A 25,833-nucleotide genomic window follows, 5' to 3' on the forward strand; every position below is an offset into this window, starting at 1 on the left:
AAAAAAGCCGGTTCCGAAGGAACCGACTCATGTCCATCACCATACACGCAACTCGGGTAATCTGCTGGATATCAGCAACGATTAGCTCCGGTTAACATCTGTGGTGTCTGTGGTCATATGGCCGATTACTTCCCTACGCTGGTATGATCCAGATCAGGTGCAAAGGGTCCAGAATCTCATGCGATCCCGTCTCAGTCCGGACAATTCGGACTCCCCCAGTAACGTAAACGTATTGCGACTTCCTAGTCGCTGTTCAACTTAACATATAACATTCAACCGACCTCGCTGGTCGTCCATTACAGAGTAGCTTAATCTGGACATAAATACAACCTTAATATTCCAGAGAATGAACTCTGTTCAAGCTAAGATCAGCCCTTATGGCAGCATAAGTCCCATCTGCGTAGCCGCTTCTTTCAATACAGGTGCATATTCGTGCAAAGTATCTTGCGAAAGCCTGCTGACAGGTCCAGACACGGAAAGTGCTGCCGCAATGTTACCTCTTCGATCCATAATTGGCACCGATACAGCGGCGGCTCCCGGCTCACGTTCTTCGTAACTGGTTGCGTAACCACTTGCCCGAATGTCCTCCATCTGAGCCAGATATACTGCCGGATCGATAAATACAGGCCACTCCGGGCCGTTCATCAGCTCCTCCCGATCCTCAGCGGAAGCAAATGCCATCAGCACTTTGCTGGAGGCCCCTACAGAAAGCGGCAGTCTAACTCCGACAGGGGCAACCCGGCGTATAGCCTGATCACTCTGCACCGCTTGGATTCGAATCCGTTCACCGCCGTCACGGAGGTAGAGACTTACCGTTTCGCCCAAACGATCCCTTAGCCGCTCCATTGCAGGCAACAATAGAATCGCAGGATCATCACTACGAGACATGTGAGCAGACAGTTCCCAGATGCGTATACCGAGCCGGTACTTCTCGGTTGCTGCATCGCGTATAACAAAGCCCTTGTCCTCCAGCGTAGCCATCAATCGATGTACCGTACTTTTGTGAAGACCGATCTGGCTGGCAATTTCAGTGAGTCCGAGATCACTACGCGAGGTAAAACATAATAATATATCTAGCGCCCGTTCAACAGCTCGGACGGTTAACTTGCGATCTTCTACACCCATGGCATAATGCCCTCCTCATGTTTCATCACATGAAACTTGGTTACATAAATTATATGAGAAACGGTCTCGTATGTAAACCTGAAAGAGCTATTTATGTGAACGAAAAAATGAGCAGGCCTGTCTACTTATCACGACAAAACCTCCTGTAATTTGCACACAATAGAAAAGTTAACCATACATCTAAAGTACTATATAACAATTACGTAACAAATGCGCTCAATCCATTGACTTTGACTATATTGGCACATACGATAAAGACAGGAATCCTTTCAGATATAACAACTAATCATGACTTTAGAATCAGGGTGCCATCCCAGTAAATTAGGATATTTACGGTTATTCTATTTCCACCGTTGTTATCTTCGGCCAGCTTTATTTTTAACCGAACTTTAAAGGAGGGGCGTGCATGTATCCGACATCCCAGAGCGATGCCCCGCTGCATACCAAAGTGTCCGATCTGCCCTCTTCATTATCACCGAGGTTGATTCGGTTCAAGCATATTATCGTAGCGTTGCTGCTCTCCGTTGTATTTTTTCTGTTGTTTTGTTTTATCGCCTTGCATGGTTATATTGCATGGGTGTTATCGAATCCTACGGTCGCACCGGTATTTTCCAATCCGATGCAGGCCAAAAATATGAAATACGAAGACATTACCTTCCCCGCAGCAGACGGCAGCCGCACAATGCAGGGCTGGTACATTCCTGCTAGCCATGATACTGCCAAAACGATTATCTTCAGTCATGGCTACGGGGCGAATCGTGAGGAAACCTGGGTTCCTATGTATGATCTGGCCCATTATGCGCATCAACTTGGCTTTAATGTTGTTATGTTCGATTACGGCTTCGCCTCCCAGGTGAACAAGGCTGTAGCTACTGGAGGGAAAGCTGAGTCACAGCAATTACTGGGAGCCATTCAGTTTGCCAAGCAGCGTGGTGCACAAGAACTGGTCGTCTGGGGCTTCTCCATGGGAGCGGGAACTGCTCTACAGACCGGACTGTTGACGGATGAAGTGAACGCGATGATTCTGGATAGCACCTTCCTGTTGGAACCAGATACGCTCTATCACAACATTCATAATCAGATTAACCTACCGCGTCAGCCTACGTTGGAGATTATGAAGCTACTCTTCCCGGTATTGAACGGTACAGGTCTGCAACAGATCCCGTATCAGGAAGTGAAGAAAAAAGACTATCCATTCCCGATCTTCTTCATTCACGGTACTCAGGACGAGAAGGCACCTTACCCGATTGCCGAGTTTCTCGCAGCCAATCAAACGAATCCTTATTCCGATCAATGGATTGTGCAAGACGCACATCATGAATTGATCTTCCGGGAGCATCCAAAAGAATATCTGCGGCGTGTCTCGACGTTCCTTAGTCATGTAACAGATACGAGTGATAACGACGATGTGCCAAATAACGTGCAGTTTTAATCGGCACCATTTTCTCATTCATCTTCGTGTGAATCATCGTTACAATATATTTAGAGCCCTGCGGGGCTCTTTTTTTTATACATAGGACAATACACCTCAAGAATACACTGTTGAGACCATGCATAGATAATGGAACGAAGACTGCGTAAGTGTGTTAGCTTCTCTCTTGAATGTTGTGTTCTACTAAAAAAGTAACCGAATGATCGGAGGTTCAACGTACATGAATTGTGATGGATACGGCCGTCTGCTTCCTCTGCGCACCCTGGAAGAAATCCGGTTCTGGAAAGAGCAGGAGAAAGAACATACGCTCATTATTCGTGCACTGGTTCCTGACCTGGAGCCGTCTTACGTTAAACTACTGGAAGAATGGGAAGCTGCTTTTGCCCATAGTGAGCGCACAGCGAATCAACTCTTAAAACAGCTCTTACCAGCAACCCAGCCACCCGCCCCTTATATGATGCGTTGTATTGATCAACTTGTCGCTGCAGCACAGCATCAGTCCAGAGAGTTTATTAAACAGCTGTATATCATGCTAGAGCAAAGCGCGGCTGTGCAGGCAGCCCCGCTGGCTCAAACCTTCATTCTGCATGCCATTCGTGAATCCGAGTATTTCCTAGGGGTATTAGATACGTTGAGTCAGCCAGGCATTTTGCGGGACTTAGATTCACCATCATCGACACTGCTGGAAAACGCACTGCACAGCACGGCCACAACAGGCAATCAAACTGTCCGGCATGAAGCAAGCGAATCACAAGCCCCTGCTGCGGGAAATACAAAAGCTTCTCCTACCGCTTCCGCGCTGTTGCAATCTACAGCACTCCAGCATTCAACCGGCGAGACAGCTCCATCTGAATCTACGCTCACCTCTCCTCCGGTAAAAGAAAGACCTGTCCCCATTGGGGGACATACGCTGCCTCCCCTCCCCTATGCCTATAATGCGCTGGAGCCACATATTGACGCACTGACGATGCGAATCCATCATGACAAGCACCACCAGTCTTATGTGGATGGATTAAATGTTGCAGAGAAGAAACTGGCTGAATCTCGAAAAAAGAATAATTTTGAACTCGTTAAACATTGGGAGCGCGAACTCGCCTTTAACGGCGCTGGGCATTATCTTCACACCATTTTCTGGACGATTATGAATCCAGCAGGTGGGGGTAAACCTACCGGCATGCTTGCAGAGCAGATCAAACGTGATTTTGGCAGCTATGAAGCTTTCAAAAATCAATTCACTGAAGCAGCCAACAAGGTGGAGGGCAGTGGCTGGGCAATGCTGGTCTGGAGCCCAAGGGCACATCGTTTGGAAATTTTACAAGCCGAAAAACATCAAAATCTTTCTCAATCGGATATCGTTCCGCTCCTCCCGCTGGATGTATGGGAACATGCCTACTATCTCAAACATCAGAATGAGCGCAAAAAGTACATCGAAGACTGGTGGAATGTCGTCTACTGGCCTGCTGTGGCTGAACGGTATGAAACTGCTCGCAAGCTACTGTGGCCACCCTACTAAGCATTCTGCCCGGCAAGTCGCATAACCAGATCATCACTCCTATACAAAAAAAGAGATATCTACAGTCCATGACTGATCGATATCTCTTCAAACCCACATATATACGTCATACTTATGCTAAGAAGCACAGCCCTCACATGCTACATAGTTGTCGCCAACCTGCTTGCTAATCGCAATCAGATCGCCGAGTTTGATGTCGGACTCTTCTGTGAACTCCAGATCGGCAATACGCGCCACAATAAGGGCCGCCGCCTCTTCCTTACTTGTTGCCATTTGACTGAACTCTGATGTTTCACCTGTCGAAATGACTTCATACAGGTATGTATATCTCAATGTTTCCACTCTAATCCTCTCCTTCCGAAATCACATCATACCATCTCTGTTACCCAATTCCAAGCCCATTGAAAAAGAACTCAGTCATATCGCAGCTTCATCTGCTCTGCCGTCAGCCTCACTTCATCCGAGCCAACAGTGAGCACTCGCTCGGTCTCTGCATAAGGATATCGCTTGCGCAGTGTACGCACCAGTGAAGCTGTATATGATGCAGTAGACGGCACGTCTGCTACCTCCTGCAAACTTGCCATCGTCCCGGGTTTTACCTCAGGATATCCTTCGGTTAGTCCGTCTGAAGCTTCTTCATAGAATCTGCGTACGTCCGCAGCAAGCTTATCTCCCTGACCTTCTACAATGATAAACGCCGTAATAATATAGGCTTTGGCCTGCCGCCGCTGGGCAATACCGCAGAATTTCAATCCACCCACGCTAACATCATAATCTCCAGGGCAGAAGGCACCCTGGACTTCCCCGGTCTTCGCCTGAGCTGACCAAGGGGTTAAAGACTCCGCAATAATCGAGGCCATCTCTCGAAAATCATCATGGATATTCATTGCATGCTCCGGATTGGGCAAGATCAGTGACACATTCACTACTCCCGGATTCAGTGGAACTGCGGCACCACCAGAAGGTCGCACACAGACCGCTATCCCCTTACTTCGGATGCGCTCCATCGCTTCGACTGCGCGCGGCAGCCTGCGGTCACGTAGCCCAGCCACGAAGGCGTCTGGATGCCGCCATATATGAGCAACAGGTGGATGTCCTGCTCCTACTCGTCTACACATGACTTCTTCCCATGCAAAAGCGTCAAGTACGCTGCTCCCACGGCGCATAAGCGGTGTCTCCCAAATCTGCAAACGCAGAGAGGAATGCTTATCAGCAGGTTTCTTTATGTCAGTCCAATTCAAATCGCCCTTCTTCTGCTCAGGCAGTTGATCGGACTCGGAAGATGTACTCATCACCCATGACCTCCACGATCGAATTCATATGTAATTCAGTCAATGACACCAGGAAACGCCCTATATAAATAAGCCGGTTCCTCAAGGAACCCGGCTTATTTATCACTACTCTTTCACCAAAGACAGAAATTCTGCACGCTGTGCAGGGTTATCACGGAAAGAACCGCGTACAGCAGAAGTTACTGTCTTGCTACCCGGCTTCTTCACACCGCGAGCGCACATGCACAAGTGCTCACCCTCAACGACCACCATCACACCATTCGGTTCGACAGCTTCTGTAAGGATGTCAGCAATCTGTGATGTAATCCGTTCCTGTACTTGAAGACGGCGTGTTACCGCTTCGACCAGGCGCGCCATTTTACTTAACCCTACAATTTTCCCGCTCGGTACATATCCAATATGTACTTTACCAAAGAACGGTGCCATATGGTGCTCGCACTGGCTGTAGTACACAATATCTTTAACGATGACAAGCTCTTCATGATTCTCATTAAAGGTGACACCCAGCACGTCACGAGGATCGACTTCATATCCGCCAAAAATCTCTTCGTACATCCGGGTTACACGTGCAGGCGTTTCCAAAAGCCCTTCTCGTGTGCTATCTTCGCCAATCAATTTGAGGATCTGTTCGACATGATACTCAATCTTCTCCCGATTGTCGGATACTTTGGAATTCACATAATCTTTAACGCCAGCCACTGCCAAGCGCCTCCCTTCGAACCATATTCTGCAAGCGTTTAAACCACTCGACGCTATTATTTACGGCGGCCCGAGTTTTTACGTGCAGGATGTTGACTCGGCTGAGGCATTTTAGCGCCTGGTTGCTGGTTCTTCATCATCTGCTGGGCACGCTGCATTTGCTTGCCATTCAGGTTGTAACCCATTTGTTTTGCCATTTTTTGCAGCATGTCAGGGTCGCTTTGCATTTTCTCAAGTTGTTTACGCAAGTAAAACACACCAATGAAAAATCCACCGACCAGACCTACAATCAATGTAATAATCGGTATTACAATCTCCATCTCTTAGACACCTCTGTATGCAATCTAAAAAACCTGTTGATCTGCGTCAGTACACGTCATGATTCATAAAGATTCATACCCATGCTGTACACATGACACGGACCGGATTTCCTGAGAGTTATCATAGCATTTCCGCACGTCCTGAGCAAACGCATTTTCCAATGATATGGCTCATGTCAGTACAGCCTCGATAAAAACGGTTGTTTGCTTAGCCAGATCGATTTCTACAACATCCAGCGAGTAGCGGGTACTTCCACGAGCCACCCGAATCACGGGTCTGCCCGGTAGCCCGCGATGCTGGCGGACAATCACTCCCGTTTCTTTCGTAGACAGCCGGACGGAAGTGCCGTTTGGATACACGGATACACTTTTATTAAACTCAATCAGGACCTCTCGATCCAGCTCGGTTCCAGACAATGCCATCATCTTTTCACACGCTTCATGCGGAAGCATGCTGCTGCCTGACAAACCATTGATCAGATTATCATATTTATTAGCTGCACTAACAATTTTGGCAAACAGATGAATATCCTTACCCTTAATTCCTCTCGGTACTCCACTACCGTCATCATGTTCATGATGCTGTAAGGCAGTATGTGCCACCAAGAGACTGAACTCCCGTTTGTTTTTGATTACTTCGAAGCCACGCCATGTGTGGTGCAGTGAAGAAGTAGATGTCGTGCTGCCACCTTCTGGCTCGCCTACTTTTCCAATATCGTGTAACAATGCACCTACGGCTAGATCCTTGAGCTGATTGTAGTTAAGTCCCATATTCAGTCCAATCACTGAAGACAACAAGCAGACATTCATAGCATGAACATACTGCGCATTGTCTTGGGTACGGATATCCGTTAACTGAACCAGTAGTTCACGCCCATTGAGTACATCATTTAACAATTTATCGATACTAAGCGCAACTTTCTTCGGACTCCATTCTTTTCCCGATCGGACTGCTTCAAGCGTAACACTCATCTCATTGATAATGGCCCTTTTCGTGGCATCATCCAGAATATCTTCTGTGTCCACATCTTTAAACGCTTCATCCTGGATGTACAGCGTGGTTACTCCAATACGCTTCAGCGTATTGACCATAAACACGGTAAGTTCGACTCCGGCAGACAGTAATACCGTACCATTACTGGAGTATACCGTCTTGCCCAGAATCTCACCTGCTTCCACGCTTTCCACGTTTACATACTTCATGAACGTCCCCCGCTCTTACGATTGGTGCTCCAATGCAAGCAAATGCTCTTTAGTTTGCAGACCGCCTACGTAACTCACCAGGGCGCCATCTTTGCCACTTATGCGATGACAGGGAATAATAATCGGAATAGGGTTCTTATGAATAGCATCCAAAACTGCGCGTACAGCCTTGGGCCTGCCGATTTTTTCCGCAACCTGTTCGTGAGTTAAGGCTTCTCCATATGATATATCGGATAGAACCTGCCAAACTTGTAGCTGGAACGGAGTCCCATACCGCTTAAGCTGTAAGTCGAACGTTTTTCTCTCCCCTGAAAAATACTGCCTTAGCTGTGTAGCAGCTTCGCTGAGCTTCTCTTCGTTCTTCTCATACCGATACTCTCCGATCCATGTACGTGCCCATTGCTGCAGGTAGGCTTCCCGTACATGATAAGCACCAAAATTGATGTGACACAATCCCTCATCGGTTGCACAGAGAGTAAGTGTGCCAATCGGTGTTAGCAACTCATCATAGTACACTGGCTTGCCATGCAAACCCGTAACCGCCGAAGGTTTCCATGCGGCTGCTTCTGGCTTGGACGAGGAAACAGGTTGTTCACTCTCGCTATTTTTTTCATCTTTATTAACGCTCGCATTTCCCTGTGATGGATCGGGTAAGGTCTCGGACGATAACAATCTCTCCTTGGCCTTCTGCAGCATACTTAGCACGTTCCCATCTTGTTCGATTGCAGCAGCTTCCCCAATAGCTCTCATGGCGTCTTCTCCTCCAATTCTGCTCAGCGCCCAGGCAGCAGTTCCCCGCAGTTCTGGACGCGGATCACGCTTCAGTACCTGTGTTAGCTTCGGTACAGCGCTTTTGTCTTTAAAATTACCTAGTGCAATCACCGCATTGCGCTGAATCGGCTTTTTGCCTCGCCAAGCGGCAGAGCTCTGACCGAAACGCTCTTTGAATTCACGGTTGCCGATATCCAGCAGCGGCAGCAGCAAAGGCTTCACAACTTCCGGGTCTGGATGAAACTCAGGATGATGATCCCAGTTTTTCCCCCGATTTTTAGGACATACAATCTGACAGGTATCGCAACCGTATAGACGATTGCCTATTTTAAGCATAAACTCTTCATCCAGAAACCCTTTCGTCTGGGTTAGAAAAGAAATGCAGCGTTGCGCATTCAATTGGCCAGGGCCAACCAGCGCGCCTGTAGGACAGGCGTCAATACACTTCGTGCACTCACCGCAATCCTCGGTTACTGGAGTATCCGGCGGGAATGGAATATTTGTCACCAGCTCACCGAGGAAGATCCATGAACCGAACTTCGGTGATATAATCGAGCAATTCTTGGCACTAAAACCAATCCCTGCCCGCTGCGAGACAGCACGATCCACAAGTGCTCCGGTGTCTACCATACTTTCAATTATTGCCTCCGGTACACGCTCTCGGATAAAATTCACCAGCTTATCCATCGCCGTGCGCAGCACCTGATGGTAGTCTTGTCCCCAAGCCGAACGAGCAAGTATGCCACGATATGCACCCGGCTCCGACTTCGGCGGATTGACCATTTTAGAAGGATAGGCCACGGCTATGGCAATCAGAGAAGCAGGCTCGCCATCTTGGAGGGCAGGATGCACTCTTTTTTCAATATCCGGCTCTTCAAAGCCTGACGCATAGCCCTTATCCCGTGACTGCTCCAACAGTGATTTCAGTGAAATAAACGGGTCCGCTGCAGCAAATCCAATATCATCTATACCCAGTTCCGGGCCTGCCGCCTTGATCTCCTGCTTTAGCATCTCCCATGCGGAGACAGATTGTCCTGCCCCAGTCCGTGCGCTCGTCATTCCTCTTCCCTCTCTTCTATCAGGCACGTATTCGTTAAACAATGAACGCCCGTCTCACTTAAGAGACCAGGCGTTAATCTATCGCAATATAGGTCTTACATAAAAACGAGTTCACTGCTTACGTGCCTGTATGTTTAAACGCACCATGTGCTTTGTAGTTGTTCTACTCCAACATTTTACAATTTCTTCATTTCTGAGAACGGCCAAAAAACAAACTCGGCCTTGCCTACAATTTCACTGGAAGTAATGCTGCCAAAGATCCGGCTGTCTTTGCTTTTGCCCTCATGGCGATTATCTCCCATCACGAAAAAGTGATCTGGTTCCAGCGTAATCGGGCCAAAATCAGGATCTTGTACCTCAGTATCCGTATAACTTTCTGTCTGCTGCACATCATTTACATATAAATGGTGATCCTTGATCTCTATTTTATCCCCGGGAAGTCCAACAATTCGTTTCACCAGATAATCCTTCTTCCCCGCATCTTCACTCGGATCACGAAGCACAATCACATCCAACCGATCCGGTTCGCCGAAATGGTATACGATTTTGTTCACAAACAGCCGGTCGTACTCTACCAATGTCGGCTGCATCGACTGCCCTTTGACCATAGACAGATTGAACACAAACAGATTCAACAGCATCATAATTACAAAAGCAACCACAATGGTCTTCACCCAATCCCACAGCTCTGCTGTCCAGGACTTTCCTGATGGCTCAGGTGCAGACTTCTGATTCTTCTCCTCAAAAGTCGAATGCTCCATAGAAGGCATATTGGAATTCAAAGAGACACCTCATTTGTCAGTTTGTAGATCACGATTCACAGTGGATCTTACTTCCCTTTAGTCTACTCTATTATGAAGAGCGAAACAATTGGAGATGCCCACCAGTATTCTGATCAATTGGATATACATAAAGACATGTTTGGAAAAAGGAACACTGATATGCATAGTATACACTGCTTCCTCATATCAATAAAAAAGGCATATCTATCACGCCATAATTGCGTGAACAGATATGCCTAATATGAAATGAAGATCAGTTAATGTCTATGTCTAACTACACCGAATTTCCCTACATCGATTAAGCCTTGGACAAAATACTAAGTTTCTGAAAAGCACTCATTATCTTGTTGGCACCATAACCCATTGCTTCGTACAAAGGCATGGCTGCTTTGTTGTGCTCATCACCAGCCACCCATATCTGGCTGACTTTGCGCTGCTGGAACCGCTGTTCCATAGCTTCGACAAGTGTTTTGCCGACTCCGCGACGGCGATAGTCTGGATGAACTGCAATACGATAGATGCATCCCTGGTTGTGATCAATCGTACCGATCAATGCGCCGACGAGGACTCCCTCTTCTTCCGCAACCATGATCAGGTCAGAATCCCATGACAATTGACGGGCAAACGGGCCCATCGTGTTTTCATAACACTCTTCCGATAGTGCAACCTGGAGAAGCTCCGTCATCTGGCTTGCATCACTCAACTGAAAGGAACGAACGTGCATGTTTGAAATCTCCCTTTTCGTTAGCTTAAGATGAGGGTTTACAAAAAAGGGAATCCCTTTTTACAAAACCCGATGTTCAAATAATGACAAAATACGAGAAAATACCGCTTCTTCGTCAATTAAACCACACTTTACTCCAGAAAACACGCACTTTCTTCTGTAAGCGCTTTATTGTAAACGTTTACATCGATAAAATTTTATGATCTACGATTATTACCGCTAAAATATTATAATTTTAGTTAATATGGGTAAAATATGTTTGTTAAACCTAGCCTAGCTTTTCATTAACAATTCGGGGGACTTAATAAACAAAAATGTTGATTAATTATCCCGAATGCGGTTTAATATTAATGGCAAGGGTATTATTACATATGTACCTTAACAACAAATCACAAAATCTCAGGAGGTATTTCACTATGGCTTTTCAATTACCAGCACTTCCTTACGCTAACGATGCACTGGAACCACATATCGATGCACAAACGATGGAAATTCACCACGATCGCCATCACAATACTTACGTAACTAACTTGAACGCAGCTCTGGAAAGCGCTCCTGAACTGCAAAACAAAAGCTTGGAAGATCTGCTCGCTAACCTGGATAGCGTACCAGAAAGCATCCGCACAGCGGTTCGCAACAACGGTGGTGGACATGCTAACCACAGTCTGTTCTGGGAAATCATCGGGCCAAACGGCGGCGGCGCACCTACAGGTGAAATCGCAGCAGCAATTGACAGCGAACTTGGCGGCTTTGAGAAATTCAAAGAAGACTTCGCTAAAGCAGCAACAACTCGCTTCGGTTCCGGATGGGCATGGCTTGTTGTAGGCAAAGATGGCAAATTGGCTATCACTAGTACGCCTAACCAAGACAGCCCACTCTTCGAAGGTCTGACTCCAGTTCTGGGTCTGGACGTTTGGGAGCACGCATACTACCTGAAATATCAAAACAAACGCCCGGATTACATCTCCGCATTCTGGAACGTAATCAACTGGGATGAAGTTAACAAACGTTACGCAGCAGCAAAATAAGAACGCTGTTTGAATAAAAGAGCCTGAATACATCCTATGGATGGATTCAGGCTCTTTTTTCGTTCAGGTGGGTATTATTGGGTTAGAAGTGCTACGTTGTAATCATAAATCAGAATTCATTCATGTGAATTACTCTGATCCCTCATCATAGGCTCCAGCAAAGTAATTGCGAAGCAGCTTCAAAAATACGTTAGGAAACGCCAGCTTCTCCATATCTTCAAGGCCAATCCATTGGTAAGTGAGGCCGTCACCTTTGCCTGTCACAGCTTCTTGTGCCGTGTTAGATTCGATGGACGATGACACCTCTTCACGAAGTGCATCCGTTGAGTCTGATTGAGTTGCCTTAGTAGGCATGCCGTGCTGCTCTGACATATCATTCTCAGCGAATACGGATGACTGTTCGCCCAAAGGAGATTCTGCTTGTGCAGCCGCCTGTGCATCGTAGGCGGCTCTGGCTTCCGCAGCGATCAGCGGAAGCTCACTGCTCTGGTCCTGCTCGGTGCACTTGTACACCTGCAGGTTCCAGACAATGTGGCTGAACACATGCTCCGCATGGGTAGCCAGCCCTTCTGGGCGGGCAGCGAAGCCTTCCGCCCACAGACTGCCGGCCAGCAAAGCCATGGCCGGCTCATCCGCCAGCGGCACTGCCGCCTTCCCTGCTGCGGCAGGCGCCGCCAGCACATGCGGCAGCTCCCACATCCGGGCCAGTAGGCCTGTCTCCGGGCGCTGGCGCACAAGGACGCGGCCGCGATGAGCACCGCGGCCCTCCACCAAGGCAACCAGCCGCTGCTCAGGGCGCGGCGGCTTGGCTTTGGTCTTGACCGGCAGCGTAAGCTCCCTTCCGGCAATTCTGCCGGAACATTGCTCCATCACCGGGCAAGTCAAGCAATGCGGCGCTTTAGGTGTACACACCAGCGCGCCAAGCTCCATCAGCGCCTGATTGAAATCACGCGCTCGCCCTTCGGGAATGAGCTCTGCTGCGAGCTCTTCCATCAACACCCGGGTGCTGCCCTTCATAATATCCTCATCAATGAGGAAGTATCGGGACAGTACCCGCATCACATTGCCGTCCACCGCTGGCTGCGGCTGGTTGAAGGCAATGCTGAGAATGGCTCCGGCTGTATACGGGCCGACCCCTTTTAACGCGAAGACGCTCTGCTTGTCTTGCGGAATCTCTCCACCATGCAGCTCCATAACCTGCCTTGCTGCCGCTTGAAGATTACGTGCTCGGGAATAATATCCAAGCCCTTCCCAATGTTTCAGCACCTCTTCCTCTGGCGCTTCTGCAAGAGCCTGCACCGTCGGAAATTTCCCGATAAAACGGTTAAAATACGGAATCACCGTATCTACACGTGTCTGTTGCAGCATAATTTCGGATACCCAAGTAAAATACGGATTATTATGGCGACGCCATGGCAAATCTCGTCGATTCAACATATACCAATCCAGCAGATTCACACTGAAATGTCGTTTTTGTTCTTGTAACCCCATATGTCCTTCCCTTCTTGTATCTACGATTCTATTGAAATGATGTTCTATGCAACTGCTCCACAATCGCAAATGCTGAGGCAAGCTTCGTTTGATGTGTAATGCTCAGATGGATTTCATATTGTTTTTCATATGGTAGCTGAAGACGCTCCCAAGCCTGACTGGACAAAGAAGCGACCGGTCGGCCAGAAGAATCAGGCAATACTTCGATGTCAGTAAACCCCATAACAGCACCGATTCCGCAGCCAAATGCCTTGGACACTGCTTCTTTAGCTGCAAATCGTCCGGATACGAATTCAACCATCCGTTTCCCGCGGCTCGCCGCGATCTCTCGTTCAGCAGGAGTGAGTACCCGTTGCATAAACGCCTCTGCCTGGCGGCCAGACAGTAGTCTATCCATACGTTCAATCTCTAATATATCGTTGCCAATGCCATATATCATAACGATTCACCTGCTTCATTATTTAGGCTGTACCAAATCGTCCATCGTTCTGATCCGTTCGGTCATTTCCGAACACGTATTCTATTGTAGCAGGAGGAGTGTATGGATGCGAGTACCTGTTATTCTCATGTCCAATTTTGCCAGCGTATAATCCCGCACAAGATACACCACCAGTTGCTGGGGTTACCTCTACATCCGTTGAAGAACGAAAAAAAGAGCCCCTGCTCCATGCAGTGACTCTTCGTTATCAAGTTGTTATATTCCCTTTATCAGATACCAGGAATCGCATTACGTTTATGGTGTGTACGTGTGTAAAAAGCCTCCAGACGCTCTTGTGCAACTGGATCAATCTGCTTGCCTTCCAGGTAATCGCTGTTCATTTCGTATGAAATGCCCAGCTCGTCCTCATCCGTTTGACCTTCCCACAGTCCTGCAGAAGGCGCTTTATCCAGAATGGATTGCGGAACTTTCAAATAAGCAGCGAGCTGACGCACCTGACGTTTGTTGAGTGTGCTCAGTGGAGTGATATCCACAGCTCCATCGCCCCATTTGGTGTAGAAACCTGTAATCGCCTCGGACGCATGATCTGTACCCACCACCAGCAGGTTTTCTTCAAAAGAAAGTGCGTATTGCATCACCATACGTGTTCTTGCTTTTACATTCCCCTTGCCTTGATGAGTCATATGGCGCGGGCTGCCGAGAGATTTGAAGCCCTGTTCTACTTCCAGCGCAATTTCATTCACAGCATCTTCAATGTTGGTTTCCACCACATATTTCAGATCGTACGCTTTAGCAACAGCGTAGCTGTCCTGAATATCCGATTGCTCCCCATAAGGCTGGAACACACCTAGTGTTTTGTACTCTTGATTATTTTCTGCAGTAAGCTCGTCGGTCGCTTGTTTGCATAGCGCTGTAGCTACTGCACTGTCAATTCCGCCACTGATCGCAATCAGCAGTCCCTTCGTACCGGAATTTTTCACATACTTCTTCAGAAAGTCCACACGCTTTCGAACTTCCTCAGCCTCATTAATGCTCGGTTTAACCTTTAATTCAGCGATGATCTGTTGCTGTAAACTCATCGTTCATACCCCCCGTTTCTACAGTAATAGAAGTTTGGCTGTGGTTCGAATGATTCAATAACCTCATCTGTCCAAAATGAAACGCCCCGGCATCGGTCATCCGACATGCGGGGCGTTCTTAAGAGAGATTAACGGCAGTAACGATTAAATGCACTTGTCAGATCTGCCGCGATTTCCTCTGCAGAACGATCCTCCACTTGATGGCGCTCAATAAAGTGAACGAGTTCCCCGTCTTTCATCAATGCGATGGACGGTGAGGATGGTGGATACGGCGCAAAAAATTCACGTGCTTTTGCCGTTGCTTCCTTATCTTGACCAGCAAATACCGTGTAGAGGTGATCCGGTGTAATATCGTTCTGAAGTGCTTGGGCAACTCCTGGACGACACTGCCCTGCTGCACATCCGCATACAGAGTTAATTACGACCAGTGCTGTTCCCTTAGCATCCGGCAGGCTCGCTTCAACCTCTTCCGGTGTACGCAGCTCCTGGATCCCCAGACGAGTCAGCTCATCCCGCATCGGCTGAACCATATCTTTCATGTATTGATCAAATGACATCGACATTCAGTTTCACTCCTTATAATGGTTGTTCTATAATCTCTTAGAGAAGTTAGAGGACAATAGTATACACAGATGCATGAGCCCATATCAATCCAACGGGAGTCACGCTGTGCTATTCTTATTATACATCCCCATGCAATGAAAGCAAGGTTCAGACAAGACCTGCGGAACAGCTTTCCCTCTGTATATTATGGCTTGGGAGCTGGCAAAATATGCTGCCATTCTATAGCTGAAAGGCAACTTTAAACGTCGTTCCCTGCCCTTCTTCCGATTCAACAGTAATGGTGCCGTTATGCCGTTCAACAATGCTTAGACACATCGATAACCCCAGTCCTGTGCCTTTTGCTTTGGTCGTATAGAAAGGTTCAAACAACTTCTCCTGCTTCACTGCCGGAATGCCAGGCCCCGTGTCGTGCACACACAGCTCCACTTTGTCTTCCACTATTCTAGTTTCCAAGGTCAGAACCCCTTTTTCGTTCATAGCCTCCATACCGTTACGTGCAAGATTGAGTACGACCTGTTTAATTTCTTTTGGATTCAGCTGCAACTTCGGCACATTATGGGCCAGCATAAGCTCAATGCTCTGTCCACGAAGGTTGGCATCTGCCCAGAGCAGCGGACTGAGTTCATGAATGATATCATGCAGTTGTGATTCTTCTTTCTCCGCAATACGGTTTTGAGCCAGAGACAGAAAATCATTGATAATGCTGTTTGCCCTGTCCAACTCTTCCATCACGATGCGATAATAATGATCCATGGACTCTGGGCTCTTCTCTTGCATCAATTGAAGGAAACCTCGCACCACAGCCATCGGATTACGTACTTCATGCGTAATGCTAGCGGCCATCTGCCCGACTAGGCTGAGACGATCCACGTTGTCTAATTCATTCCGCAGCATCTCAAGCTCGGTGATGTCCTGAATGATAATCATCGCTCCTGTGACTTCCTCTGGCGTATTAATACCATTAGCATAGATTGGCACCGTTCGGGACACAAATACATGTGATCCATATCGCATCGTGAGCACATTCACTTCACCATGTACAACAGCTTGCTGAATACTGTGTTCTATTTTATCCGCCTGTTCCTGCTCTACAAATCTGCTAGCATGTTGACCAATCAGGTTTTGTGATGAGATACAAGGGAGCTGCTCTTTTGCCGTTTGATTCATCATCTCATTGACAAACAACACTTTGCCATCGACATCCACCGTAGCTATAGCAAGTGGTACCGCATTCAAAATTTGATGCAATCTTTCTTTTTCTATCGTGTAATGATGCTGCGCTTCAGAGAAATGCTGCACCATGCCGCGATAATGCTTCATTTGTTCCATCCATAGCTGGCTCATGCTTCCTGCAGCCAGAGCACCTGCCACATAACCGAGCGCCGACAGAATAAGGTACACGTTAGAATAAGACGTGTCCGGATAGATCGAGACCACCCATAACAGACTTGAGACAGCTAGTTCAGCGGTGATTAGCGCGATGACGAGCCTCATTTTGCGGGATGATGTATTATGCTTGAATCGTTTGGCAGACAACCATACAATAGGATAGAGAAGAATACCCGTATGAAGAAGAAATCCGTATAGATCATAGGGATGGGCTAAGAGAAAATAGAAGAGAATATGTAGAATAGACAAGGCAGCGCCTTTAAGGGCCTTACAATATAGAATGGCAAGGGTAACCGGGATAATGCTCATAGAAATTGGAACGGTCTCGGAACCTACAGATAATGCAAAAAGCAAACAGAGTAGCATACTGAACAAACTTGTTGCGGCAAAGCTAACGTTCACCCGATTTGCATGATCCATTTGTAATACTTGTTGTTTGGAGAGACCTAAGTAAAATAAGGGAATTAGAAATACTGCCGATCCTGCCAGCAGTACTTGTAAAAGAATGTCCTTTAACGCAATCACAACGTCATCTCCTCCTCTGCCCTGCACATTCCCTCATTTAATTCTGATTAAAACATAGGCGACAGTATATTACAATATATCGCTTAAGGCTGCAAAATAGAACATCATATAACACTGCGATTTTCAGAGATATGGCAGAGATAGACATTGTCTATACAAACAGACAAAATCAATCAAAAAAGAAGGTAATCACGAATGTATGACGTTATCGTAATAGGTGGCGGGTCTGCAGGTCTGATGGCTTGTGTAGCCGCTGCCGAGCATGGAGCTTCCGTGTTGCTGTTGGATAAAGGAGATCAACTGGGGCGTAAGTTGGGCATATCCGGCGGAGGACGCTGCAATGTAACGAACGCCAAAGAAACCGATGAGCTGATTCGCCATATTCCGGGCAATGGGCGTTTCTTATACAGCTCGTTTCAAAATCTGGACAACCAGGGTATCATGCGTTTTTTTGAGAATTTGGGTATCGCCTTGAAAGAAGAAGATAATGGCAGAATGTTTCCTGTCACGGACAAAGCCAAAACAGTTGTTGATGCGCTGGTAGGTAAAATTGTTTCCCTTGGCGTGGAGATTCGTACCAAAGAACCCGTCAAGGAGCTTGTTCAGAACGGTCAGCATGTACAAGGAGTAAAGCTGGCATCTGGCCAAGTCATTCATAGCCGCTCCGTCATTATTGCAACGGGTGGCAAATCTGTACCGCAAACCGGGTCAACGGGTGACGGATACCCTTGGGCGGAGGCAGCGGGTCATACGATCACAGAGTTATATCCAACCGAGGTGCCGATTGTATCTGGGGAGAGCTGGATTCAGTCCAGAGAACTTCAGGGCTTATCTCTGCGTGACGTCGCTCTGTCTGTGCTCGATGCCAAAAACAAAACCGTCATCTCCCATCGTGGAGACATGATTTTTACTCATTTTGGCGTATCGGGCCCTGTTGCGCTTCGATGCAGTCAGTTTATTCGCAAGGTTCAGATGAAATCAGGGAATACACAGGTAACCATGAGTATCGACCTCTTCCCTGACCTTTCCCCTGCTGCGCTGGAAGCACAGGTGAAGCAAGGACTGGAGCAAGAGTCGCGCAAGGCAGTCAAAAACATTTTGAAAACATGGGTGCCTGAGCGTCTGATCCCTCTGTTAATGAAACGTGCGGAGATTGGTGACGATCTCACATTCCACCATTTTCCCAAAGGCATGTTAAGCCATCTGTGCGGACTCATGAAGGCATTCACCTTTCGCGCTGATGGCACAAGATCGCTCAAAGAAGCCTTTGTTACCGGTGGTGGGGTTCACTTAAAGGAGATATACCCTAAAACGATGGAATCCAAGCTACTGCCTGGACTTTTCTTTTGCGGGGAGGTACTGGATATTCACGGCTACACCGGTGGTTATAATATCACAGCTGCGTTCTCGACAGGTTATACTGCTGGTATGCATGCCGCAGAGTACAGACATGCTCATGCATAGCTACATCACTTGCTGATTTCCTGGTGCTAGTGAACCATTCATAAGTTCTTCTTGATGGGGATGGCATGGACTCAGATCACGATTAATCTTGTATAACAAAAGGCATCCCCTAAGTCATAGTCATGACTGGGATGCCTTTTATTACTTCTTTTTTATAACTTCAAGTTCTGTACAAGCGCTCTCCCTCAAGCTTTGACACTGCCGGAGAATCCATCTGCCGAATCATCATAAACCGGGTCATCACTATAGTTGTGTTCGACTTGTTGGACACCTTGGCCACTATTTACTACCTGGCTACCGCCATGTGTGTAGTCTTCATTCCAATCTTCGTTAACCAAGTGTGCAGGAATGGATATATTCTGGAATTGATCCAGTTCATCCACCGAGGAAGTAAATACCGCGCTCCCACCATGGGATTGCACAATCTCAACAGCCGATTGCGGGTCTTGGCGATCCGTTGGAATATATAATTCAAGTGGCGCAGACTGATATGGCTTGTATCCAAGTTCCTCCAAGGTTTCTTTTGCTGCATGCAGTGCCGAAGGATCGGAGAAATGCACCTGAAGCTCACTGTTATCCATCATGTCCTGCTCCTCCTTACTATAGATTTTCGTACATCCATCGTGATTTCCATGTTATCCACAATACGCATGTTCCTCACTTCACCTATCTTCTATAGCATGGGCAGTAAACATCACTGATATGCGCTTCCCCCAGTAAATTTCTTACAAGAGGAGTCATTCTCATCGTTATGTACGAGTCTGCCTGATCCAGCCTGTAACAGACACGACGGCATAACCAAACGCTGCAGTGCATACAGCAGTCAGACAACCAGCAAGCCACCCTAGCCAAGCGACCCCCATGGCGTACCCCATTAGTGAAACGACAGGAAGCAGCAGCATACGTACCATGATTAAGCCTGCTTTATACAGCGCATTCGAATCATAATTAACAAGCTGAACATACTCCGATGTAGCCATAGTATCCCAGGCACGATACAACATCACGGTGAGCATAATCACTAGTAAACCACACACGATGATGTTAACGGGGTATGGTGGCAAGGAGACTGCTGCGACAGACAGCCCGCCTAATTGTAAAATTAATTTCAGCGTTCCTGAATTACGAACAAACGCTTTGAAACCAATCTCTGCCGTCCGATTCGGAATGGAACGTTTACGAAATAATTTGCGCGGTTTACGAAAAACGATCGAACGTGTCTTCGGAGCCTTAGGCTTGCTTACAGCCTGACTTAACATAAGTGCGGTCCATCTCAGCCTGGCTCGCAGATCTTCCCGTACATCCCCCTCAAACGTGCCCTTCATCCGCAATCTCATCTGGATCAGTGTAATGAGCAGCAGCAGAACAATCGTAATGCTGAACATCATCTTCCATGTCTCTCCAAGCATCCACACAGATGTACGAACCGTCATCCACCCCATAACAATCACGAGCGTAGTCATAGAGAGCCAGCGCCGCCATCCTGTATGTCGGACTTTGATCATATGTATAGCTATTACTTGAAGTGATGCTGCAATTCCCAACCAGATGCTCACCAGAATAATCTGAAATAAAGTTATCTCGTACACACGAACAAGCAGCGGCGATAACAGCGCAATAATAAGCATCATTTTTCCCAGTTGTAACATCGTGACCCTGAGAAGCCCTCGCACCATTAGCGTTCGCATCCATAAGATTCTGGACTTCAGGAACAACACATCTGCTTGCTCGATAAAAAGAACCGTTCCCCCCGTGAGAATGATCAATTCAACCATTCCCATGAGTATAGGTAGAGGTAAGCCGATTGCCCATGCAGGCATCGCCTTGGTCCACAAACTGGCGTACCAGCCGATTAGATACAACAGACCTGGAACCAGCAGATATAGCCAGACCGTCCAGTCCGCCACAAGCTTGACATTACGCCACTGTTCCCGAAGATGTTCCCTTTGTCTTCTCTGATATAGAAGGTGAGGAGTATAACGTTTGGGCTCCATCATCAGTCTCCTTTCTTCAATCGGATGTCAGCGTATCAAAACAGTCGAATAGAGACGCTTCCGGCATTGCCGCAGCAGCACGAATTTCATCCAACGTTCCTTCCGCAGCCGATTGCCCCGAAGCGATCAGAATAAAGCGATCACAGATCCGTTCAGCCGTATCCAGTACATGTGTAGACATTAACACCCCCGCCCCGCGGCGGCGCTCATCCTCAAGCAATTTTAGAAAATCCTTCGTTGCGCGTGGATCCAAGCCGATAAACGGCTCGTCTACAATGTAGATATCCGGTGAGGAAAGAAATCCGATCATCAGCATCATTTTCTGACGCATGCCCTTCGAGAAACTCTCTGGGAGATCATTACGGACATGATTCATGCCAAAACGGATTAATAATTCCTCTGCTCTTGCCACAAAGGTCTGCTCTTCGATCTCGTAGGCTGCGGCAGCCAGATCGAGATGCTCCCACAAAGTCATGTATTCGTAAAAGACAGGCTGTTCGGGAATATACGCGTAACGCCCCTCTCCCCCAATGGTTACATCATAATCGGCATGCTCCAGGAGACCGAGCAATGTCTTAATCGTTGTACTTTTCCCTGCACCATTGGGACCGATAATACCGACCAGTTCTCCCGGTGCAACGTGCATCCGAATGTTCTGGATCGTAGGCTTCCCTGGTGCGTAGCCCGCTTCGCGGATATGTACGTTCAGAATCGAATGGGCTGGAACGGTTTCTTTCGGCGATGTGTACTCCATGGCCATGGATAAACCCTCCTGTTCTTATCCGTTTTACGTGATGAACTATTCATATTGTAAATGAGTTTTGTACCTTCTGTTTGATCAATAAAGCAAATACGTGTGGTCATCATGGAACGTTACATCCTGACACTCCTTGATGGGCTACTCAAACTTCTGCTAAATCTTGACGACTGCTCAAATTTTAAATGCTAAAAATGCAAATCTTGTGACATATCGCATGTTTTTCAGCCAAATTGAGGGCTACAATGAACATATGACGATCTAAATAAACCATTGAAAGGCGGGATCAGCATGCTGGAATTACAAGAATTCGGTACCGAACGTTCACTTCATCTGTACCGCACCTTAGCCCATACGTTCAAAAGCGTGAATGAACACGCTGTATCTGGAAGCAAAGTACATGGATTTAACCCGACAGCCTATGGAGTGCTTGAAGTGTTATATATGAAAGGAGCACAACCGATTCAGCAGGTAGGGGCTCAATTGCTGCTCCAGAGCGGCAACGTTACCTATGTGATTGACAAGCTGGAGCAAAAGGGGCTACTGTGCCGCAAACATTGTCCACAGGACCGACGCATCATTTTTATCGAACTGACGGAAGAAGGCCGGCGCACCATGGATGAGATTTATCCGGGATACGCGGTCAAGATTGATCGAGCGGTCAGCGGTCTGAGCGAAGAGGATAAGGAACTGCTCTCTGAACTGCTGGGCAAACTGGCGCATGGGGCCGAAAGTTTGTCAGCGAGCAACTAGAGTTCGCACGAATACCGCATACAGGATAGGAAACAACTTGGTATACGATGAACAACATAGAAGACCCTAGAAAAATAAAGACCGGATGGACCAACCAAGGTTCATCCGGTTTTGCTTTGAGTTTTGGTGTGAGTTATGTTTTTCAGCCATCTAGCCCCAGCCCACAGAGCAAATTGCCAGCATGCGAAGATTACAGTGATGATAGACATATGCCGGATTGCACCCATGTATAAAAACGTATCACCCCGATACACAAAAACAGAGAACAACATACCGCTTAATCCCGCTAATAGGACATAACCAGCCACTACGGATACAACTGGGTGGATTCCTCCTATGAATCGTTGTGCTAGAGAAATAGATATCGCATCTGTCAGAATGGACAAAGGTATCGTCAGAAAAACAACGATAGCCAGATGGATCAGCAGGATAATGAGAAAGGAATACCACAGCGGATAGTAGTATGTGTTCTCCAGTCGCTCGGCAGCAGGTACGTATTCAATAAAAACGGTGATGACCGATAATGAAATACAGGCTAACAGTGCCGCCATGATTCTAAGAAGTAAGGATTTAGGTCGCAAGGAAACCCTCTTTGGTTTGCTCAATTCGTTCGCCCTCCTTTTTCCAGTTCAGCCTTACCGATTGATTACTTTTGCATGGCTTCAACTTGCGGGGGTGCATCTGCATCCTCTGGAACAATTAATCGCTTACGCAGAGCCAGTGTCGTGACCCACGCAACGATAGCAATTACAAACATGATGACGAACAGAGAGTGCAGACTGCCCTCCAGAACACTGCGCAGTAGCGCCCACTTCTCATCGGATAACGTTGCATTCGTATGCGGTGCCAGCAGTTCGTTCAGATCATTCTCTGAGATGCCTTCCGCGGCTAGATTCTGTTCATTCGACAGTGCTGAGATACGGAAGTTTAACCACGTTCCAAATACCGCCGCCCCGATCGTCTGTCCAAGTGTACGCATGAACGTGTGCAATGCCGTAGAGGAACCACGTTCTTTATACCCTACCGAAGACTGAGCAATAATGGTGAAAATGGTAAAGGCAAACCCGAATCCTAGACCATATATAAAGGTCAGAATATATAGCACCACCTGCGGTGATGTTCCACCCACCAGGAAAAGTCCGCCCGAACCTACGGCAATCCCGGTAAGTCCGATTAAGGCGGTCAGCCTTGATCCAATCTTCAGCAGCAGGCGACCTGCCAACACGCTGCCGATCAGCCAGCCTACAGACATGGGCGCAAGTAGCAGCCCGGACTCCGTTGCATTCCCTCCTCGAACACCTTGCACCCATAGCGGCAGATAGCTGGTTAAGCCGATCATCAATGTGCTGGCCAGCAGGCCGGCGATGTTCGCTACCCGGATGTCCCGGATACGGAATAGATGAAGTGGAACCATCGGGGCCTGAGCTCTTTTTTCCACCACAAAAAACAAAATAATAAACAGGACGGCAACTACACTCAGTCCCACAATCATTGGAGAATTCCAGGCATAATACTGCCCGCCCGCCGATAACACAAAGAGCAGAGCGGTAATACCGACAGTGAAGGTCAACGCCCCAACATAATCAATCTTGGCCGTACGAGGTGAGATATCTTCCTTCAAATAACGGAATACAAACCACATGGCGAGTAGACCAAACGGTACGTTAAATCCAAAAATCCACTGCCAACCGAGGTTGTCCACAAAATAACCGCCGAGCAGCGGGCCAACGAGAGATGAAATGCCCCATACCGAGCTGATCCAGCCCTGGATCTTGCCACGCTCCTCAAGACGGTAAATGTCACCAATAATGGTGAAGGTAACCGGCACGACTGCTCCTGCTCCAATTCCTTGAATGGCACGATAGATAATCAATTGTTCCATATTCTGCGCAAGACAGCATAGGAGTGATCCCGCCAAAAACAAGGCACAGCCAATAAGAAAAACGGGTTTGCGTCCATACAGATCACTGATTTTGCCAAAAATCGGTGTGCTAACCGCCATCGTAAGCAGGTACGCCGTAAAAATCCAGCTCAGCAACTGCACACTTCCCAGTTCACCGACAATCGTCGGACCGGCTGGACCAATGACCGTGCCTTCAATCGCAGACAGAAATGTTGCCAGCAACAAACCGGCCAGAATAAAACTGCGCTTCAAACCTTCTGATCTATTCACAGGAAACCCTTCTCTCTATTTTCTCTTGTTTCGAAGAAACTCATCATATAATAGCGAGTACATGACCATGTCTTTGTATCCCGTGGATGTATGCTGAATCTGACGCAGAAGCCCCTCACGGGTAAAACCCTGACTTGTCAGAAATGCCCCGGAAGCTGCATTGCGTGGATCAACCAAGGCTTCAATCCGATTCAGTCCCATCGTTTCAAATCCGAAAGGCAGTAATGCCGAGAAAGCCTCTGACATATATCCATAACGCCAGTAGTCACGACCCAGCTCATATCCAATCTCGCCACGAAATGCCCCTTCTAGCTGCCATGTGTTGAACCCACAACTACCGACAAGCTTGCCTGTATCCTTCAGTTCAATTCCCCATCGGATAGCGTCCTCTTCTCCTGCCATATGGTTCAGCAGCCCGATCATATCAGCAGCTTCACTTATACCGATCATGGGCGCAAGATTCATATACCGAGTAACTTCCCGGTCTGACCAGTGTACGAACATTTGCGCAGCATCCTTGCGACGCATTTTGCGCAGACGAAGCCGCGTCGTTTCTAGCTCGGGAATTCTTCCTTTACATCTATACATCTATTGACACTCCGATCCGATCCTTCTCTTACAGACCATAAGATTCATTAGCCATCTAACCATAACCTGCACCAATTGGCAACTGTTCACTCTTCAGATCATATCAAAAAACCGGGCGCATCCGCTCCCGGTCCTGATGTACTTATGTTGTCGCCAGCTGATGGTGTCCAATCATATGCCGAGGGCCAGTCCATGTGTGGCTTAGCTTCTCACGAAGCATCAACGGTTATAGCCTTAAGCTGGAGAGGCCTTTTTATTGCCAACGAGCAATTCTTCGGTTACCCGTCCAAGTACAGCAACAATTTCCTTAAACTCTTCAATGCCTGTCCCGGTCAGGCTCCACTGATCTCCGTGGGCAGTCAGGAAGTTCTCTTGCGTCAAGTGTTCAAGCTCCTGCTTGATCTCACGCTCACCAACGCGATATCCTCGCTCTTCTAACAGAGGCAGCGTATCGCTTACGGTCAAATCCTGAGTTTGGGCAAAATATAGAAGATGAATTCGTACAAAAAGATTCTGTACTTCTGCATGCATAAGCTAAGCTCCTTCCCGGGTTGTAGCCCTTCTTGGTTGCTAAGTAATTACCCCGCGAAAGAACCGGAGAAACAGGCACTTATATCACACACTTCTACGTCTTCCTGAATCATTCCGCTTGACTAACCGCATATACTG

The 25,833-nt window shown here is 47.6% G+C and carries 26 protein-coding genes and 1 riboswitch; of the genes, 5 read left to right on the forward strand and 21 right to left on the reverse strand.

What is annotated here, in order from left to right; translation table 11 throughout:
- Positions 1-113 precede the first annotated feature (113 nt).
- A riboswitch (TPP riboswitch) is annotated at positions 114-227 on the reverse strand.
- A gap of 148 nt (positions 228-375) precedes the next feature.
- Positions 376-1,125 (reverse strand): IclR family transcriptional regulator, encoded by a 750-nt coding sequence (locus PQG66_RS23670; RefSeq protein WP_272040300.1) that lies wholly within the window; start codon positions 1,123-1,125, stop codon positions 376-378.
- 406 nt (positions 1,126-1,531) lie between these two features.
- Between PQG66_RS23670 and PQG66_RS23675 the strand changes: the two genes are divergently transcribed.
- Positions 1,532-2,557: an alpha/beta hydrolase gene (locus PQG66_RS23675; protein ID WP_272040301.1), complete on the forward strand. Its 1,026-nt coding sequence runs from the start codon at positions 1,532-1,534 to the stop codon at positions 2,555-2,557.
- 220 nt (positions 2,558-2,777) lie between these two features.
- Positions 2,778-4,070, forward strand: coding sequence for a Fe-Mn family superoxide dismutase (locus tag PQG66_RS23680; protein ID WP_272040302.1), 1,293 nt, complete (start codon positions 2,778-2,780; stop codon positions 4,068-4,070).
- Between the two features lie 117 nt (positions 4,071-4,187).
- Here the strand turns inward: PQG66_RS23680 and PQG66_RS23685 are convergent, their stop codons facing one another.
- The 8 genes from PQG66_RS23685 to PQG66_RS23720 form a co-directional block, all read right to left on the reverse strand.
- Positions 4,188-4,412 (reverse strand): hypothetical protein, encoded by a 225-nt coding sequence (locus tag PQG66_RS23685; RefSeq protein ID WP_145336135.1) that lies wholly within the window; start codon positions 4,410-4,412, stop codon positions 4,188-4,190.
- A gap of 71 nt (positions 4,413-4,483) precedes the next feature.
- On the reverse strand, positions 4,484-5,362 hold the full coding sequence (locus tag PQG66_RS23690; RefSeq protein WP_272040303.1) for a lipoate--protein ligase family protein: 879 nt from the start codon (positions 5,360-5,362) through the stop codon (positions 4,484-4,486).
- Between the two features lie 105 nt (positions 5,363-5,467).
- Complete coding sequence (gene folE / locus PQG66_RS23695; RefSeq protein ID WP_272040304.1) at positions 5,468-6,061, reverse strand: GTP cyclohydrolase I FolE; 594 nt, start codon at positions 6,059-6,061, stop codon at positions 5,468-5,470.
- Between the two features lie 56 nt (positions 6,062-6,117).
- Positions 6,118-6,381 carry a YneF family protein gene (locus tag PQG66_RS23700; RefSeq protein ID WP_272040305.1) on the reverse strand — a complete coding sequence of 88 codons (264 nt, stop codon included), beginning with the start codon at positions 6,379-6,381 and terminating at the stop codon, positions 6,118-6,120.
- 171 nt (positions 6,382-6,552) lie between these two features.
- Positions 6,553-7,584 carry an HD-GYP domain-containing protein gene (locus PQG66_RS23705; RefSeq protein WP_272040306.1) on the reverse strand — a complete coding sequence of 344 codons (1,032 nt, stop codon included), beginning with the start codon at positions 7,582-7,584 and terminating at the stop codon, positions 6,553-6,555.
- A gap of 15 nt (positions 7,585-7,599) precedes the next feature.
- On the reverse strand, positions 7,600-9,414 hold the full coding sequence (queG, locus tag PQG66_RS23710) for a tRNA epoxyqueuosine(34) reductase QueG (protein ID WP_272040307.1): 1,815 nt from the start codon (positions 9,412-9,414) through the stop codon (positions 7,600-7,602).
- A 176-nt stretch (positions 9,415-9,590) separates the two neighbouring features.
- A complete protein-coding gene (gene lepB, locus PQG66_RS23715) occupies positions 9,591-10,175 on the reverse strand; it encodes a signal peptidase I (RefSeq protein WP_442955168.1) in 585 nt (194 codons plus the stop codon).
- 319 nt (positions 10,176-10,494) lie between these two features.
- Complete coding sequence (locus tag PQG66_RS23720; protein WP_272040309.1) at positions 10,495-10,920, reverse strand: GNAT family N-acetyltransferase; 426 nt, start codon at positions 10,918-10,920, stop codon at positions 10,495-10,497.
- A gap of 416 nt (positions 10,921-11,336) precedes the next feature.
- Between PQG66_RS23720 and PQG66_RS23725 the strand changes: the two genes are divergently transcribed.
- On the forward strand, positions 11,337-11,948 hold the full coding sequence (locus tag PQG66_RS23725; RefSeq protein ID WP_272040310.1) for a superoxide dismutase: 612 nt from the start codon (positions 11,337-11,339) through the stop codon (positions 11,946-11,948).
- A gap of 129 nt (positions 11,949-12,077) precedes the next feature.
- Here the strand turns inward: PQG66_RS23725 and mutY are convergent, their stop codons facing one another.
- From mutY to PQG66_RS23750, 5 genes are all read right to left on the reverse strand, one after another.
- Positions 12,078-13,439: an A/G-specific adenine glycosylase gene (mutY, locus tag PQG66_RS23730; RefSeq protein WP_272040311.1), complete on the reverse strand. Its 1,362-nt coding sequence runs from the start codon at positions 13,437-13,439 to the stop codon at positions 12,078-12,080.
- A gap of 28 nt (positions 13,440-13,467) precedes the next feature.
- Positions 13,468-13,878: a holo-ACP synthase gene (gene acpS / locus PQG66_RS23735; RefSeq protein WP_272040312.1), complete on the reverse strand. Its 411-nt coding sequence runs from the start codon at positions 13,876-13,878 to the stop codon at positions 13,468-13,470.
- A gap of 269 nt (positions 13,879-14,147) precedes the next feature.
- Complete coding sequence (nadE, locus tag PQG66_RS23740; RefSeq protein ID WP_272040313.1) at positions 14,148-14,957, reverse strand: ammonia-dependent NAD(+) synthetase; 810 nt, start codon at positions 14,955-14,957, stop codon at positions 14,148-14,150.
- 128 nt (positions 14,958-15,085) lie between these two features.
- Positions 15,086-15,520: a BrxA/BrxB family bacilliredoxin gene (locus PQG66_RS23745; protein WP_272040314.1), complete on the reverse strand. Its 435-nt coding sequence runs from the start codon at positions 15,518-15,520 to the stop codon at positions 15,086-15,088.
- A 220-nt stretch (positions 15,521-15,740) separates the two neighbouring features.
- Positions 15,741-17,435 (reverse strand): two-component system sensor histidine kinase NtrB, encoded by a 1,695-nt coding sequence (locus tag PQG66_RS23750; protein ID WP_272040315.1) that lies wholly within the window; start codon positions 17,433-17,435, stop codon positions 15,741-15,743.
- Between the two features lie 195 nt (positions 17,436-17,630).
- Here PQG66_RS23750 and PQG66_RS23755 point away from each other — a divergent pair, with 195 nt between their 5' ends.
- On the forward strand, positions 17,631-18,899 hold the full coding sequence (locus PQG66_RS23755; RefSeq protein WP_272040316.1) for an NAD(P)/FAD-dependent oxidoreductase: 1,269 nt from the start codon (positions 17,631-17,633) through the stop codon (positions 18,897-18,899).
- A 185-nt stretch (positions 18,900-19,084) separates the two neighbouring features.
- Here the strand turns inward: PQG66_RS23755 and PQG66_RS23760 are convergent, their stop codons facing one another.
- From PQG66_RS23760 to PQG66_RS23770, 3 genes are all read right to left on the reverse strand, one after another.
- Entirely contained in the window at positions 19,085-19,483 is a 399-nt protein-coding gene (locus tag PQG66_RS23760) for a hypothetical protein (RefSeq protein ID WP_272040317.1), read from the reverse strand.
- Positions 19,484-19,648: 165 nt separating this feature from the next.
- On the reverse strand, positions 19,649-20,896 hold the full coding sequence (locus PQG66_RS23765; protein ID WP_272040318.1) for an ABC transporter permease: 1,248 nt from the start codon (positions 20,894-20,896) through the stop codon (positions 19,649-19,651).
- 13 nt (positions 20,897-20,909) lie between these two features.
- Positions 20,910-21,653: an ABC transporter ATP-binding protein gene (locus tag PQG66_RS23770; protein WP_442955166.1), complete on the reverse strand. Its 744-nt coding sequence runs from the start codon at positions 21,651-21,653 to the stop codon at positions 20,910-20,912.
- 288 nt (positions 21,654-21,941) lie between these two features.
- Here PQG66_RS23770 and PQG66_RS23775 point away from each other — a divergent pair, with 288 nt between their 5' ends.
- Positions 21,942-22,403: a MarR family winged helix-turn-helix transcriptional regulator gene (locus PQG66_RS23775; protein ID WP_272040319.1), complete on the forward strand. Its 462-nt coding sequence runs from the start codon at positions 21,942-21,944 to the stop codon at positions 22,401-22,403.
- Between the two features lie 101 nt (positions 22,404-22,504).
- Here PQG66_RS23775 and PQG66_RS23780 read toward each other — a convergent pair whose 3' ends face one another.
- The 4 genes from PQG66_RS23780 to PQG66_RS23795 form a co-directional block, all read right to left on the reverse strand.
- On the reverse strand, positions 22,505-22,954 hold the full coding sequence (locus tag PQG66_RS23780) for a hypothetical protein (protein ID WP_272040321.1): 450 nt from the start codon (positions 22,952-22,954) through the stop codon (positions 22,505-22,507).
- A gap of 95 nt (positions 22,955-23,049) precedes the next feature.
- Positions 23,050-24,558, reverse strand: coding sequence for an MDR family MFS transporter (locus PQG66_RS23785; RefSeq protein ID WP_272040339.1), 1,509 nt, complete (start codon positions 24,556-24,558; stop codon positions 23,050-23,052).
- 33 nt (positions 24,559-24,591) lie between these two features.
- Complete coding sequence (locus PQG66_RS23790) at positions 24,592-25,164, reverse strand: GNAT family N-acetyltransferase (protein WP_272040322.1); 573 nt, start codon at positions 25,162-25,164, stop codon at positions 24,592-24,594.
- Between the two features lie 234 nt (positions 25,165-25,398).
- On the reverse strand, positions 25,399-25,695 hold the full coding sequence (locus tag PQG66_RS23795) for a hypothetical protein (RefSeq protein ID WP_272040323.1): 297 nt from the start codon (positions 25,693-25,695) through the stop codon (positions 25,399-25,401).
- Positions 25,696-25,833: the final 138 nt, after the last annotated feature.

Origin of the sequence: Paenibacillus sp. JJ-100 (assembly GCF_948329825.1) — a bacterium.
Lineage (GTDB): Bacteria > Bacillota > Bacilli > Paenibacillales > Paenibacillaceae > Paenibacillus.